The sequence below is a fragment of the Aeromonas sp. R7-4 genome (assembly GCF_040908055.1).
GTDB classification, from domain to species: Bacteria; Pseudomonadota; Gammaproteobacteria; order Enterobacterales; family Aeromonadaceae; genus Aeromonas; species Aeromonas sanarellii.
In genome coordinates, this window is sequence record NZ_JBFODA010000016.1 from 1 (window position 1) to 13010 (window position 13010).

Below are 13010 nucleotides of genomic sequence, written 5' to 3' on the forward strand. Positions count from 1 at the left end.
TAGATTGGCCCCTGGAGGATCCAGACACTTCGCCCCTCTTAACTTAAGAGGTAGTCTTGGAACTATGTTCAGTACTAGTCGCAACGAGAAGATGGCCGAAGTGTTAACAGGAGCCGAGCGCCGTCGACGCCGGACTCCGCAAGAAAAGATCACCATGGTGCAGCAGACCTTTGAGCCCGGTATGACCGTCTCTCATGTCGCTCGCTTGCACGACGTCAACGCCAACCAGCTCTTCAAATGGCGCAAACAATTCCAGGAAGGCTCTCTCACGGCGATCACCGCCGGTGAGGATGTTGTTCCAGCCTCAGAGTTGGCTGCTGCCATCAAGCAGATCCGAGAGCTCCAGCGTCTGCTCGGGAAGAAGACCATGGAGAACGAGATCCTCAAAGAAGCTGTGGAGGTTGGTCGAGCAAAAAAATGGATTGCGCATGCGCCCTTGTTGCCGGGGGACGACGATTAAGGGCGGTGAGCCAAGCCCTTGGTGTATCGCGTGCGCAGCTATCCGTTCATGTTCATCGAAAACCTGGTTGGCGAGATGGCCGGCAGCATCGCCAACGCGATGACAGCGCCTTGCTTGCCCGGATCATGGGCGCGCTGGCAGAGCTCCCCTCCTATGGTTATCGGCGAGTCTGGGCGCTGTTACGACGTCAGTCAGAGGCCGAACGACTGCCCGTCGTCAACGCCAAGCGAGTATATCGCGTCATGCGCGATCATGGCCTGCTGCTGGAAAGAAAACCGGCGGTTCCCTTGGCTCAGCAGGCACATAAGGGGCGTGTCGCCGTTAACGAGAGCAATCGACGCTGGTGCTCGGATGGCTTTGAGTTTCGCTGCGATAATGGCGAAAAACTCCGGGTCACGTTCGCCATGGACTGCTGTGACAGGGAAGCCTTGGACTGGGCCGCCAGCACCGGGGGTTACGACAGTGACACGGTACAAGATGTCATGCTGCGCGCGGTCGAGCGTCGCTTCGGGGATGCGTTGCCGGCCTCACCGGTGGAATGGCTGACAGATAATGGCTCGGTGTATCGGGCCCATGAGACTCGCGCGTTCGCACGAGAAATCGGGTTGGAGCCCAGAACAACGGCGGTGAGGAGTCCACAGAGCAACGGTATCGCGGAGAGCTTCGTGAAGACGATGAAGCGAGACTATATCGAGATGATGCCGAAGCCGGATAGCCGAACAGCGGTAGGCAATTTGGCGATCGCGTTCGAGCATTACAACGAGCACCACCCGCACAGCGCCTTGGGGTATCGTTCCCCTCGGGAATATCTGCGCAGTCGGGTATCACAACCCTAAGCGGGAAAGAGTGTCTGGATCTATGGGGTCAAATCCACAAGGTTGTTTTACCAACACCACCTTTATTATTGAAAACAGAAAAAACCTTCATATTTATTCCCATGTTTTTTGGTTGTAATTTTTAATATTTAGAACAGATTGATCTGTTATCTAATATTTTCCTTAAAACCTATAGCACTATTTCGTAGGTTATAGCTTTCCGTGAATCCATTTATCAGCGAGGGCTATGGCTCATCCCGCCAATAGATATTAGGTGGCTATGTTAAGTCAAATGAATCTAACCTTTCCAGTCAAAAGTTGACGCAACCGTAGGGAAGCGCTGGATTTTTGCGCCAGCTCAACAATTGAAGTGAAGGCGCCGGGGAGCCGGAGCGGGGGCAAGGATGGGGTTGTCGAGAAGGAAGGGGCATTTTGTTGTCACGGGGAGGGGGGACTATAGTGCAGCGAGGCAAGGGTGCCTCGTTTGGCCCGTGTTAGTGGGGGTTAACCACAATGGATAGAACGATGGGAGTGTGACATATGAAGCGGATCCTGATGGTGTTGAGTCTGTGTGTGACGGTCATGGGCATGGGAATGGGGGTGGCCCAGAGCGCGACCTCTGGCGCGCAGCAAGAGTGCGAGGCCCAGGCGGCGGTGAAGAAGCTGGCGGGCGCCGCCAAGACCAGCTTTGTGGGCAAGTGCGTCAAGGATGCCTCCGCCAGTGCCAAGGCGAGCCAGTGCGAGAAAGCGGCCGCCGACAAGAAGTTGGCCGGTGCGGCCAAGAACAGCTTCGTGCAAAAGTGCCTGAAGACGGGCGGGGCCGCTGACAAGGCGACCCAGTGCGAGAAGGCGGCGGCGGACAAGAAGCTCGCCGGGGCGGCCAAGAACAGCTTTATCCAGAAGTGCGTGAAAACTGCCTGAGCCGGTTGAGGCAGTGAAACAAGAGGGGCCCCGTGCCCCTCTCTCTTTATTATGGCACCGGATGGGCAGAACACGACGAGCGGTTCGGGTTTGCGAACAATCCCGCCTGTCTTGAATGCGTTCCCGCCCGTTAGCCGCCTTTTTCACCGCCGGGTTGATCCTCTCCTCGTCGGGCTGCGTACTGGCAGCCCTTGGCTGCATCGCCGCTTTTCTCTGCACTGCACGCCCCATTCGTTTCAGTCGTCCGATCACTTATGTCGGCGCTGGCGGTGCCGATACCCTCCGTGGGTGAGGCTGTGGTGCCGATCCGGATCGTCAACGAGGTAGGAGTGTCATGTTCAATCACAAACTCAAGGCGCAGTTGCAGGCTTGCCAGACCCGGCTCGAAGAGGAGCAGGGGGTGGTCGAGGCGATCAAGGCGGGGGCCGCCACCCTTCTCTTCAGTCCGGAGGGGATCATCCTGGAGGCGAGCGCCCCCTTTCTGGCTCTGATGGGGTATGACGCGGGCGAGCTGACGGGACAGCCCCATAGCCGGCTCTGCCCCAGGGCCTGGGCCGAGTCCGACGACTATCGCCAGTTCTGGCGCCGCCTCGCCCAGGGGGAGGCGCAGTCCGGCACCTTCGAGCGGGTGAACCGGCAGGGGGAGACGCGCTGGCTCGAGGCGAGCTATTTCCCGGTGAGGCAGCAGGGCAGGGTGACCCGGGTGGTGAAGATTGCCAGCGACGTGACCCAGAGACACCAGAAGTTGCAGCGCCTGGAGGCGCTCACCGAGGCGCTGGACCGCTCCCGGGCCATGATAGAGTTCACCCCGAACGGCGACATCATCAGCGCCAACGCCAACTTCCTGAACGTCATGGGCTACACCATGGGGGAGCTGGCGGGCAGGCACCACAGGATCTTCTGTGACGAGGCCTTCCTGCGCGAGCAGCCCCGCTTCTGGGAGGAGCTGGCCCGGGGCCAGTTCAAGTCCGGCCTCTTCATGCGCCACAACAGCCGGGGGCAGGCGGTCTGGCTGGAGGCGACCTACAACCCCATTCGGGATGGCAGCGGCAAGGTGGTCAGGGTGGTGAAGTTCGCCAGCGACATCACCGAGCGCATCGAGCAGAACCACGCCACCCGGGAGGCGGCCCGCCTCGCCCACAGCACGGCCCAGGAGACCCTGCACAGCGCAGAGGCCGGAGCCGAGCTGCTGCGCGCCGTGGTGGAGACCTCCTCCCTCATCGCCACCCGGGTGGATCAGGCCATCGCCCTCATCGGCCAGCTCAACGAGCAGTCGAGGAGCATAGAGGCCATCGTCTCGACCATCAGCGCCATCGCCGATCAGACCAACCTGCTGGCCCTCAACGCGGCCATCGAGGCGGCGCGGGCCGGGGAGCAGGGACGCGGCTTTGCGGTGGTGGCGGACGAGGTGCGTCAGCTGGCGGCCCGCACCTCTCTTTCCACCGACGAGATCGCCAGGGTGGTGCAGAAGAACCGGGAGCTGACCGCCAGGGTGACCGAGGACATGGCCGGGGTGGCCGGCAGCGCCGAACTCGGCAAGCAGCAGATCGCCGGCGCCTCCCGGCTGATGAGCGAGATCCACCAGGAGGCGGACAGGGTCTCCCAGACGGTCTCCGCCCTCTCCATCTGAGGAGCCGGTCTGGCGACAGGGGCTGACGGTATCGCCAAAAGAGTGAGCGATCGCGCCGCCAGGCTGAACCCGGGCTGTATGGGCTCCCCCTTGTCAATTGTCCTCCCCGGAGCACTTGTTTAGGCTGCCGCCTCCTTTTTTATTGAACGGGTAGACAACGATGGCAGTACGACAGAGAGGCAGGGCCCTGGCCCTGCTGCTGGGAATGGGGGCGAGCCTGGGGCTCGGCGGTTGCATGGGACAGATGGGGCTCTCCGCCATGGTGACCAAGGGCAACCTCAGCGTGGTGGACAACCGCTACGGCCGCGCCGGCGTCTTCATGCTGCTCTCCCCCGTCTATGGCCTGGCGGCGACGGCGGATCTCTTCGTGTTCAACACCATCGAATTCTGGTCCGGCAAGAACCCCATCACCGGCAAGTCGCCGGCCCTGGTGGATCAGAAGGCCGACGCCGTCATCAAGGTCAACCAGCACCTGGATCCGGCCCTCAACAAGGTGCCGCTGGCCATGCTGCCCCAGGGGGTGCGCGAGGTGGAGATGCGCTACCCGGACGCCCACACGGCGCAGATGGAGATCCACTACCTCGACGGCAGACGCGGCACCATGCGCGGCGAGATGCACGGCGATCTGCTGCACCTCTATCTGGACGACAAGCTGATCTCGACCCTGAGCCGCCAGCAGCTCGATGAGATGAGCCGGGAGGGGCGCAAGCTCGCCTGAGGGGCCTCCCGAAGGGGAGCATGCCTGGTGTCACAAAGCCCCGCTTCGGCGGGGCTTTTTCGTGGGCGCGCGGCTCTGTCAGAGGGCGGTGCGAGGGGGTCGGGATCAGGGGCGGGCCGAGGGCTTGTGATGAGGGGCCAGGTGCTCTCCGGCAGCCTGAGCGCCCGGGTCGGCAGGACGGTGAGGGGGAAGGCCAGGGGGGGCGATGCGCTCTCACCGGCTCGCCAGCGGACGTATCATCACCCGCTCGCCGGGGGAGAGGGGCGCGGGGGCGAGTTCGATCAGGCAGTTGGCCTCGTCGTGCGACCCGTCCGCCGGGCGTACCAGCAGGACGCCCGCCTCATCCTGGCTCAGAACGCCGGGCACAGAGGCCAGCCCCGCCGATGGGGACAGGGCCGCCAGCAGCCGGGCGCAGAGGCGCAGGGGCGGGGCCGGCTGGCGGGCCCCTGGTCGGGGCAGCCAGGCGCAGACAAAGTCGGCGATGGCCTCCAGCTCGTCGAAGCCGAAGCGGGGCAGGGGGCTCGCCTGGGGCGTGTCGCTCACGAGGGCGATGATGTCAGGGTCATCGGGGAAGAGCAGGGGCCTGCCGATGGCGGCGCGATGGAGCTCCACCTTGGGAAAATGGTGATGCTTGAACCCCTCGACGAGCAGCAGATCCAGGGCGCTGGCATCGAAGCGGGCCAGCAGCGCCGCCAGGGAAGGCTCTCCCTCTGGCGTCTCCCGGATCAGGGCGTGACGCAGGCTGGACGCCGCCATCACCTGGGCGGCGCCCGCCTGGCGCAGGCGGTGGCTGTCCTTGCCGGGCCGGTCGATGTCGAAGTCGTGGTGGGTGTGCTTGAGCACCCCGAGGCGTAGGCCGCGTTGGCCGAGCAGGGGGATGAGGCGCTCCAGCAGCGTGGTCTTGCCGGTGCCGCTCCAGGCGACGAAGCCGAGCAGGGGCAGGGGGCTCATGGCGCGCCCCCTTCCCGCAGCCTCGCCTCCCAAGCGGCGAGCTCGTCCGGGCTGTTGAGGTTGACGAAGGCATCGGGCTGGTCGGCAAAGGGCACCACCGTCATCCGGTGGCGGGCAAACCAGGCCCCGGTCTTGCGCTCCCCAGAAGCCAGCGCCTGGCGCAGGGAGGGGAGCAGGGCACGGTGCAGCAGGGCGACCACGGGCTGCAGGTGCTCGCCGTCGTGGGCCACCACCAGTTCTGTATCAGGGGTCACGGCGGCGCGAAAGCGGGCCATCAGATCCCGGGGCAGGGCGGGGCCGTCACAGGGGACGAACAGCACCCAGTCGTGGCGGGCGGCGGCAAGACCCGCCTGCATCCCGGCCAGCGGCCCCTGGAAGTCGGCATGCTGGTCGCGGATGACGGGGGCAAGCTGCCGGTAGCGATCCTCGCTGCGGTTGGCATTGATCAGCACCTCGTCCACCTGGGGGCGCAGGCGCTCGAGCACGTGTTCGATCAGGGGCCGGCCCGCGAGGGGCACCCAGCCCTTGTCGTCGCCCCCCATGCGGGTGGCACGGCCACCGGCCAGGATGACGGCGGAAACGGGAAATGCGGGGGGCTGGGGTATGCTCATGGTGCTCCTGGGGGTGAAGAGGGCAGGCAAGGGGCCGGGGGGATCTTGCGCCAAGCGCGCCGCCGGAGCAAGCCTCTCCCGACCCTGGCCGGCGGGGCTTTGGCCGCAGGGTATGGCTGAGCTCACAAAACCGAATCCCTAAACGTCATATGATCCGCACCAATCTGAGTCTTGCTCTCCTGCCGAATGGCAACTTCATGTAAATCAAAGAGAATGACTATGGCTACCGGACAATATCTGCTGTGGAAAGATGCACAGGGCGAGGACTTTCGCCCGGTCGCGCTGACGGGTACCGATCTGCTCAACGATCGCAACCTCAACAAGGGCACCGCCTTCACCGAACAGGAGCGGGCCGATTTCGAGCTCGACGGCCTGCTGCCGCCCCAGGTGCAGACCTTCGAGGCCCAGTTGGAGCGTGTCTATGAGGCCTTCCTGAGCGCCTGCAGCGACATCGAGAAGTACCAGAACCTGAGGGCCCTGCAGGATCGCAACGAAACCCTGTTCTATGCCCTCCTGTCCCGCCACGTGGAGGAGATGACTCCCTACATCTACACCCCGACCGTGGGCAAGGCGTGCCAGGAGTTCAGCCACCGCTTCCAGAAGCCGCGCGGCCTCTACATCACCCAGAAGAACGTCGATGACATGGGCTCCCTGGCCCGCCACATGGACGCCAAGGCGGTGCGCATCATAGTCGTCACCGACAGCCAGGGGATCCTCGGCATCGGCGATCAGGGGGTGGGCGGCATGGGCATTCCCATCGGCAAGCTCGCCCTCTACACCCTGGGGGCCGGCATCCATCCCGCCTGCTGCCTGCCCATCGCGCTGGACGTGGGCACCGACAACCAGGCGCTGCTGGATGATCCCATGTACCTGGGTCAGCCCCACAGGCGCATCCGCGGCAAGGAGTACGACGACTTCATCGACAAGTTCGTGGCCGGGGTCAAGCGTCACTTCCCGAACGCCGTGCTGCAGTGGGAGGACTTCAGCAAGTCCAATGCCTTCAACAACCTGGCCCGCTACCAGCAGGTGCTGCCGTCGTTCAACGACGACATCCAGGGCACAGGCGCCGTGGTGCTGGCGGGCATCATAGGGGCGGTCAAGTCCAAGGGTGAGACCCTGGGCCAGCAGAACTACCTGGTCTACGGGGCCGGGGCCGGCGGGGTCGGGGTGGCGGATCAGATCTGCGCGGGGATGATCCGCGAGGGGCTGGACCCGCAGGCGGCCCGGGATCGCATCTACATCCTGGATACCCAGGGGCTGGTGTGTGACAACCGGGAGGGGCTGGACGAATACAAGCGCCGCTACGCCAAGCCGGGCCTGCTGCTGGCCCAGTGGGAGCTGCAGGGCAAGGCGGGGCTGACCGAGGTGCTGCGCCACGTGCCCATCACGGTGCTGCTCGGCACCAGCGGCGCCGGTGGCGCCTTCCAGGAGGAGCACATCCAGCTGATGCTGGCCCACTGCGAGCGCCCCATGGTGTTCCCGCTCTCCAACCCCACCGCCAACTGCGAGGCGCTGCCGGAGGACATCTTCCGCTGGAGCCGGGGCCGCGCCATCGTCGCCACCGGCAGCCCGTTCAAGGACGTGCACTTCGAGGGGCAGGACTATCGCATCGGCCAGGGCAACAACGTCTTCATCTTCCCCGGCGTGGGACTGGCCGCCATCGTCAGCCAGATCCGCGAGATCAGCCCTGACATCTTCACCACCGCCGCCTTCGCGCTGGCGGAATGCGTGGATGAGGCGGATCTCGCCCGGGGCACCGTCTATCCGAGGATCAGCGAGCTGCGCAACATCTCGGTGCACGTGGCGACCGCGGTGCTCAAGGACATAGTGCGCCGGGATCCCTCCCACCCCCTGATCGGCCAGGATCTGCATCAGCACATCCTGAGCCACATGTGGGAGCCGGTCTATCTGCCCTATCGCCGGGTCTGACGGGGTTTCGAAAAAACGCGACGGGGTGGCGCCAGCCACCCCGTTTTTTTGCGTCTGCCGCCGGGGCGGTAGCCATCTCGGCCCAACCGGGGGCGGCGGGTCGGGCGACCAGTTGAAACCCTTGCCATGCTATCTGCCCGGAAAAACGATTGGCGTCGGCCACAAAAGTGCGTAAAATCGCATACTCGATGCTTGTAGCAACGAATCCCGCCTAAAAAGCCAGTTTCATGCCCTCCTCAAGCAGTAAAAGGCAACAAATGACGCCCATCAGTTCATTTTCTGCCTTGAAAACGTCTTGTGATGACTGAAAAGTGTCAAATATCCCTGTCAGTTATCAAAAAATTAAGGATACCCATGTTTTCCTTGGTCAAGCAAAGCGTCGCCGGGCTGCAAATTCTGTTTGTCGCCTTCGGTGCCATGGTGCTGGTGCCCCTGCTCACCGGTCTGAACCCCTCCATGGCCCTGCTTGGCGCCGGTGTAGGCACCCTGCTGTTCCAGCTCTGCACCCGTCGTCAGGTGCCGATCTTCCTCGGCTCCAGCTTCGCCTTCATCGCCCCCATCATCTATGCCACCCAGACCTGGGGCCTGCCCTCCACCATGTTCGGTCTGTTCGCCGCGGGCTTCATGTACTTCATCCTGGCGGCCGTCATCCGCGCCCGGGGTATGGGCTTCGTGCACAAGCTGCTGCCCCCCGTGGTCATAGGTCCGGTGATCATGGTGATCGGCCTGTCGGTGGCCCAGGTGGCCTGCAACATGGCCATGGGACGCGCCGGCGGTGAGCAGGTGGTGCCACCGGCGACCGCCCTGACCCTGGCGGGCATTTCGCTGGCGGTGACCCTGATCGCGGCCGTGTTCTGCAAGGGCTGGATCAAACTCATCCCCATCCTGTGCGGTGTCATCGCCGGTTATGTCTCTGCCGTGCTGATGGGCCAGGTGAGCTTCGACGGCATGGTCAACGCCCCCTGGCTGGCGCTGCCCCACTTCGAGACCCCGGAGATCAACTGGGCCGCGGCGCTCTTCATGCTGCCGGTGGCCATCGCCCCCTGCATTGAGCACATCGGCGGCGTGCTCGCCATCGGCGGCGTGACCGGGCAGGACTACACCAAGAACCCGGGGCTGCACCGCACCCTGGCCGGTGACGGCATCGGCGTCTGCTTCGCCGGTCTCATCGGTGGTCCCCCCGTCACCACCTACGCCGAAGTGACCGGCGCCGTGATGATCACCCGCAACTTCAACCCGGTCACCATGACTTGGGCCGCGGTGTTCGCCATCATTCTGGCCTTCTTCGGCAAGTTCAACGCCCTGCTGACCTCCATCCCCATGCCGGTGATGGGCGGCATCATGCTGCTGCTGTTCGGATCCATCGCCGCCATCGGCCTCAAGACCCTGGTGGAGTCCAAGGTGGATCTGGGCCTGTCCCGCAACATCGCCATCGTGGCCGTGACCCTGACCGTCGGTGTCGGTGCCCTGGAGATGAAGATCGGCGACTTCGCCCTGGCGGGCGTGGGTCTGGCCTCGGTGGCCGCCATCCTGCTGAACCTCATCCTGCCCCAGCACTCCGAAGAGGGTGCCATGGAGAGCGCCAAGGACTGAGTCCGGGCACGAACACTTTCCCTTGTCTGACAAGAGGCCACCCCAGGGTGGCCTCTCGCTTTTTGGGCCGGCGGCCCCCCTCTCTGGCCGCCTCTCCCGAGGGACTACACTCAGGAGCGTCATTCAAGCTGGAGGGATAGGCGATGAGGAAGGCATGGATCCTGGCCCTGTTCGGGCTGATGGGAAGCGGCGTGGCCGAGGCCGGTGCGGTGCGCTACGAGGTGGAGGGGCAGCCGTTCGAGGGGTATTACCTGGCGGCCGCCGACAAGCAGGCCCCCCTGGTGGTGCTGGTGCACGACTGGGACGGGCTCAACGGCTATGAAATCAAGCGCGCCGAGATGCTGGTGGCGCTCGGCTACAGCGTCTTTGCGGTGGACCTGTTCGGCGCAGGGGTGAGGCCGACCGCCATGGAGGAGAAGAAGAAGCTGACCGGGGCCCTCTATCAGGACAGGAGCCGGATGCGCAAGCTGCTGCAAGGGGGGCTCGCCGAGGCGGGCCGACAGGGGGGGCGGCTCGACAATGCGGTGGCCCTCGGTTACTGCTTCGGCGGGGCCGCCGTGCTGGAGCTGGCCCGCAGCGGGGCGGATTTGAAGGGGGTGGTGAGCGTGCACGGCGGGCTGGAGACCCCGGCCGGGCAGGACTACAACCAGACGAAGGGGCATCTGCTGATCCAGCACGGCAGCGCCGACGAGGCGGTGCCGCTCACCCAGTTCGCGACGCTGGTCGGCGAGCTGGAGCGCGCCGGGGTCAAGCACGAGGCGACCAGCTACAGCGGTGCCCCCCACGCCTTCAGCGTGTTCGGCTCGGACAACTACCGCGCCGACGCCGATGCCAAGTCCTGGCGGCGCTTCACCGAGTTTCTCGGGGAGGTGACCAGGGGCTGAGGGCGCGGCAGTGCCTGGGGCTGGCTGGTTATACTCAACGGACGGGGCGCCGCCCGATGGGGGACTGGCGTTCGGATAGACACAGTAAGGAGTCATCTTATGGGTCAGATGCGGTTATGGGGCCAGATCCTGGCCGTGTTGCTGCTGGTCGGGTGCGCAGCCAAGGGCGATACCCCGGCCCAGCAGCGCAATACCATCTTGCAGATGCGTCAGCAGACGCTCTCCACCATGTACGGTCAGGATCCGGGGATCAAGCAGGAGGTGGCCAGAGCCAAGGGCTACGCCGTCTTCGCCAACGTGAACAACAACCTGCTGGTGATCAGCACGGGCACCGGCTATGGCGTGCTGCGGGATCATCGCACCGGCCGCGACACCTACATGAAGATGGCTTCCGCCGGGTTCGGGGTGGGCATGGGGATCAAGAAGTTTCAGGCCCTGATCATCTTCAACGATGCGGCGGCGCTGGATCGCTTCGTCACCACCGGCTTCGACGCCAGCGCCCAGGCGGATCTGGCCGCCAAGTCCGCCGAGGATGGCAAGGTGGTGGTGAGCGAGGCGGCCAACGCGGACTTCCAGAAGGTGAAGATGTACCAGATCACCGAGAAGGGGGTGGCGGTGCAGGCCACCATGCAGGGTTACAAGTACTGGCCGGACGACGAGCTCAACGGCAACTAGGGGCCGGCTCTTCGGACTCTCCCACAGGCGGCGCTCCCTCGGCGCCGCCTGCTTTTGTGGGGGATGGCCCGGGGGGATGTTCTCCCCGTCCCTCAGGCGGGGCGCTCGGCCAGGTTCAGGATCCTCACCCACATGGCGCCCTTGCCCACCTCGTGGCGGGAGGCCAGGGTGAGGCGCCCGCTCTCGGGGTCGATGCGGTGCACCGCCACCTGGTCGGACTGCTGCCCGGTGGCGATGAGCCAGTGGCCGCCGTGGTCGATGGCAAAGCCGCGGGAGCAGGCCTCGGTCGGGAAGTGGCCGAGGGGAGTCAGGGCGCCGTCCTTCCCGTCGATCCCGAACAGGGTGAGCAGGCTGCTGGCCCGCTCGCTGGTGTAGAGAAAACGTCCATCCGGGGTCAGGTGCAGGTCGGCGCCCCAGCGCTCCCCCTCATAGCCTGGGGGCAGCATGTCCAGGCTCTCGCGCGCCACTATCTGTCCGTCCGCCTCCCTGTGGTAGCGATTGAGGGTGGCATCGAGTTCGTTGAGGCAATAGAGATCGCCGTTGTCCGGGTGCAGCGCCAGATGGCGGGGCCCGGCGCCTTGGGCGGTATGCAGATCCCCCAGGGGGTGGGGGGAGAGCCTGTCATCCTGCCCCAGGGTGAAGCGGCGGATTGCATCCTCCTTCAGACAGGCCACCAGCAGCTCCTGCCCTCCCTCGTTTCCCGCAAGCGGCGTCACCGAGTGGGCCGCCATCAGGTTGTCGAGGCATTGGTGGGGGGGCTGCATCCGGCCTTCTTCGTCCCGGCGCGACACGCTGACGTGGTTGAAGGCGTAGGAGGCGGCGAAGAAGAGGCGCCCGCTCCCATCGGTACAGGTGTGGGAGGCGCTGCCGAGCAGCGGCGCCGAGGTCGAGGCCCCGAGCCGGCCATCGGCGGCAATGGGGTAGCTTTGCACCCGAAAGTCGGGGCGCACCCCGGCATGGAGCCAGTGCCGGTCCGGGCTGATGACCAGGGGCTGCACCTCGCCGCCGGTCTGCACCTCCTGCAGCGGGCGCAGTTCGCCCTCTTCCAGCCGAAACACATGGATCAACCCGCTCACCGGGTTGGCCACATAGACCACTTGTTGCATTGCATGCTCCTCAACGACGGCGCTGCGTCGGGATGAAGGGGAATCAGGGATGGACGCTCAGGGTCGGCTCAGTATCTCCTGAATGACGGGCACCACGGAGAGGACCAGCAGGGCCGCCATGGTCTGGTTGAAGCGGTGGCGGGCCAGGTCGTCGGCCAGCCAGCGCTTGAGCAGGGCACCGCACAGGAGCCAGAGCCCGACACAGGGGAAAGAGACGATGAAGAAGATCAGGGCGATGGCGAGGTTCTGCTGGTGGAAGTCGGCCCCCGCGCTGGTGAAGGCGGCGATGGCGCCGGTGGCGACCACCCAGGCCTTGGCATTGACCCACTGGAACAGGGCCCCCTTGAAAAAGCCGAGGGGGCGGGCCTGAGTGCTCCCCGTCACCTCGCCCTCCGAGCGGGCGATGAGCCAGGCGAGATAGAGCAGGTAGAGGGTGCCCGCGCACTTGATGATGAGGTGCAGGTCGGGGAAGAGGGTAAAGAGCCGGCCGAAGCCTAGCCCCACCAGCAACAGCATCAGAGTGAAACCGACGCAGATCCCCATGAGCAGGGGCAGGCTCCTGCGCACCCCGAAGTTGGCCCCGGCGCTCATCACCATGATGTTGTTGGGCCCGGGGGTGACCGATGCCGAGATGGCAAAGAGCACCACGGCGTAGAGATAGTCCATCGGCTTCCTCGTGGCTGACAGTCCGTTGTCCTCCCTATATTGGGGGGCTCG

The 13010-nt window shown here is 64.9% G+C and carries 11 protein-coding genes and 1 pseudogene; 8 read left to right on the forward strand and 4 right to left on the reverse strand.

Features of this window, described 5'->3' with window-relative positions; genetic code table 11:
- The first annotated feature begins 91 nt into the window (after positions 1 to 91).
- The 4 genes from AB5Y72_RS02800 (at position 92) to AB5Y72_RS02815 (ending at position 4544) form a co-directional block, all read left to right on the forward strand.
- Positions 92 to 1296 (forward strand): IS3 family transposase gene (locus AB5Y72_RS02800; RefSeq protein ID WP_270822696.1). Its coding sequence is split into 2 segments (ribosomal slippage): positions 92 to 410 and positions 410 to 1296, totalling 1206 coding nucleotides; the frame shifts between segments, so codons are not numbered across the junction.
- 519 nt (positions 1297 to 1815) lie between these two features.
- Positions 1816 to 2196, forward strand: a complete 381-nt coding sequence (locus tag AB5Y72_RS02805) for a hypothetical protein (RefSeq protein ID WP_325783372.1) — start codon at positions 1816 to 1818, stop codon at positions 2194 to 2196.
- Positions 2197 to 2530: 334 nt separating this feature from the next.
- On the forward strand, positions 2531 to 3826 hold the full coding sequence (locus tag AB5Y72_RS02810; RefSeq protein ID WP_325783373.1) for a PAS domain-containing methyl-accepting chemotaxis protein: 1296 nt from the start codon (positions 2531 to 2533) through the stop codon (positions 3824 to 3826).
- A 160-nt stretch (positions 3827 to 3986) separates the two neighbouring features.
- A complete protein-coding gene (locus AB5Y72_RS02815; protein WP_209794528.1) occupies positions 3987 to 4544 on the forward strand; it encodes a DUF3332 domain-containing protein in 558 nt (185 codons plus the stop codon).
- A gap of 456 nt (positions 4545 to 5000) precedes the next feature.
- Here AB5Y72_RS02815 and mobB read toward each other — a convergent pair.
- Positions 5001 to 5495 (reverse strand): annotated as a pseudogene (gene mobB, locus AB5Y72_RS02820) (molybdopterin-guanine dinucleotide biosynthesis protein B); the annotation flags it as partial.
- Positions 5492 to 6106: a molybdenum cofactor guanylyltransferase MobA gene (gene mobA, locus AB5Y72_RS02825; RefSeq protein WP_325783375.1), complete on the reverse strand. Its 615-nt coding sequence runs from the start codon at positions 6104 to 6106 to the stop codon at positions 5492 to 5494. The pseudogene mobB and the gene mobA, both read right to left, overlap by 4 nt.
- Positions 6107 to 6325: 219 nt before the next feature.
- Between mobA and AB5Y72_RS02830 the strand changes: the two genes are divergently transcribed.
- The 4 genes from AB5Y72_RS02830 (at position 6326) to AB5Y72_RS02845 (ending at position 11187) form a co-directional block, all read left to right on the forward strand.
- Positions 6326 to 8035, forward strand: coding sequence for an NAD-dependent malic enzyme (locus AB5Y72_RS02830; protein WP_209794531.1), 1710 nt, complete (start codon positions 6326 to 6328; stop codon positions 8033 to 8035).
- Positions 8036 to 8389: 354 nt separating this feature from the next.
- The gene (locus AB5Y72_RS02835; RefSeq protein WP_216990689.1) at positions 8390 to 9628 is read left to right on the forward strand and encodes a uracil-xanthine permease family protein; all 1239 of its coding nucleotides are present in this window, start codon (positions 8390 to 8392) and stop codon (positions 9626 to 9628) included.
- A 143-nt stretch (positions 9629 to 9771) separates the two neighbouring features.
- Positions 9772 to 10512, forward strand: a complete 741-nt coding sequence (locus tag AB5Y72_RS02840) for a dienelactone hydrolase family protein (protein ID WP_042078652.1) — start codon at positions 9772 to 9774, stop codon at positions 10510 to 10512.
- Between the two features lie 99 nt (positions 10513 to 10611).
- The gene (locus AB5Y72_RS02845) at positions 10612 to 11187 is read left to right on the forward strand and encodes a hypothetical protein (RefSeq protein WP_244462953.1); all 576 of its coding nucleotides are present in this window, start codon (positions 10612 to 10614) and stop codon (positions 11185 to 11187) included.
- 92 nt (positions 11188 to 11279) lie between these two features.
- Here AB5Y72_RS02845 and AB5Y72_RS02850 read toward each other — a convergent pair whose 3' ends face one another.
- On the reverse strand, positions 11280 to 12293 hold the full coding sequence (locus tag AB5Y72_RS02850; RefSeq protein ID WP_325783378.1) for a beta-propeller fold lactonase family protein: 1014 nt from the start codon (positions 12291 to 12293) through the stop codon (positions 11280 to 11282).
- Positions 12294 to 12350: 57 nt separating this feature from the next.
- A complete protein-coding gene (locus AB5Y72_RS02855) occupies positions 12351 to 12959 on the reverse strand; it encodes a LysE family translocator (RefSeq protein WP_325783380.1) in 609 nt (202 codons plus the stop codon).
- Positions 12960 to 13010 lie beyond the last annotated feature (51 nt).

Excerpts from the sequence above, each read along its gene's own strand:
- AB5Y72_RS02805 (WP_325783372.1), top strand. The coding sequence starts at position 1,816 with ATGAAGCGGATCCTGATGGTGTTGAGTCTGTGTGTGACGGTCATGGGC.
- AB5Y72_RS02810 (WP_325783373.1), top strand. The coding sequence starts at position 2,531 with ATGTTCAATCACAAACTCAAGGCGCAGTTGCAGGCTTGCCAGACCCGG.
- AB5Y72_RS02815 (WP_209794528.1), top strand. The coding sequence starts at position 3,987 with ATGGCAGTACGACAGAGAGGCAGGGCCCTGGCCCTGCTGCTGGGAATG.
- mobA (WP_325783375.1), bottom strand. The coding sequence starts at position 6,106 with ATGAGCATACCCCAGCCCCCCGCATTTCCCGTTTCCGCCGTCATCCTG.
- AB5Y72_RS02830 (WP_209794531.1), top strand. The coding sequence starts at position 6,326 with ATGGCTACCGGACAATATCTGCTGTGGAAAGATGCACAGGGCGAGGAC.
- AB5Y72_RS02835 (WP_216990689.1), top strand. The coding sequence starts at position 8,390 with ATGTTTTCCTTGGTCAAGCAAAGCGTCGCCGGGCTGCAAATTCTGTTT.
- AB5Y72_RS02840 (WP_042078652.1), top strand. The coding sequence starts at position 9,772 with ATGAGGAAGGCATGGATCCTGGCCCTGTTCGGGCTGATGGGAAGCGGC.
- AB5Y72_RS02845 (WP_244462953.1), top strand. The coding sequence starts at position 10,612 with ATGGGTCAGATGCGGTTATGGGGCCAGATCCTGGCCGTGTTGCTGCTG.
- AB5Y72_RS02850 (WP_325783378.1), bottom strand. The coding sequence starts at position 12,293 with ATGCAACAAGTGGTCTATGTGGCCAACCCGGTGAGCGGGTTGATCCAT.
- AB5Y72_RS02855 (WP_325783380.1), bottom strand. The coding sequence starts at position 12,959 with ATGGACTATCTCTACGCCGTGGTGCTCTTTGCCATCTCGGCATCGGTC.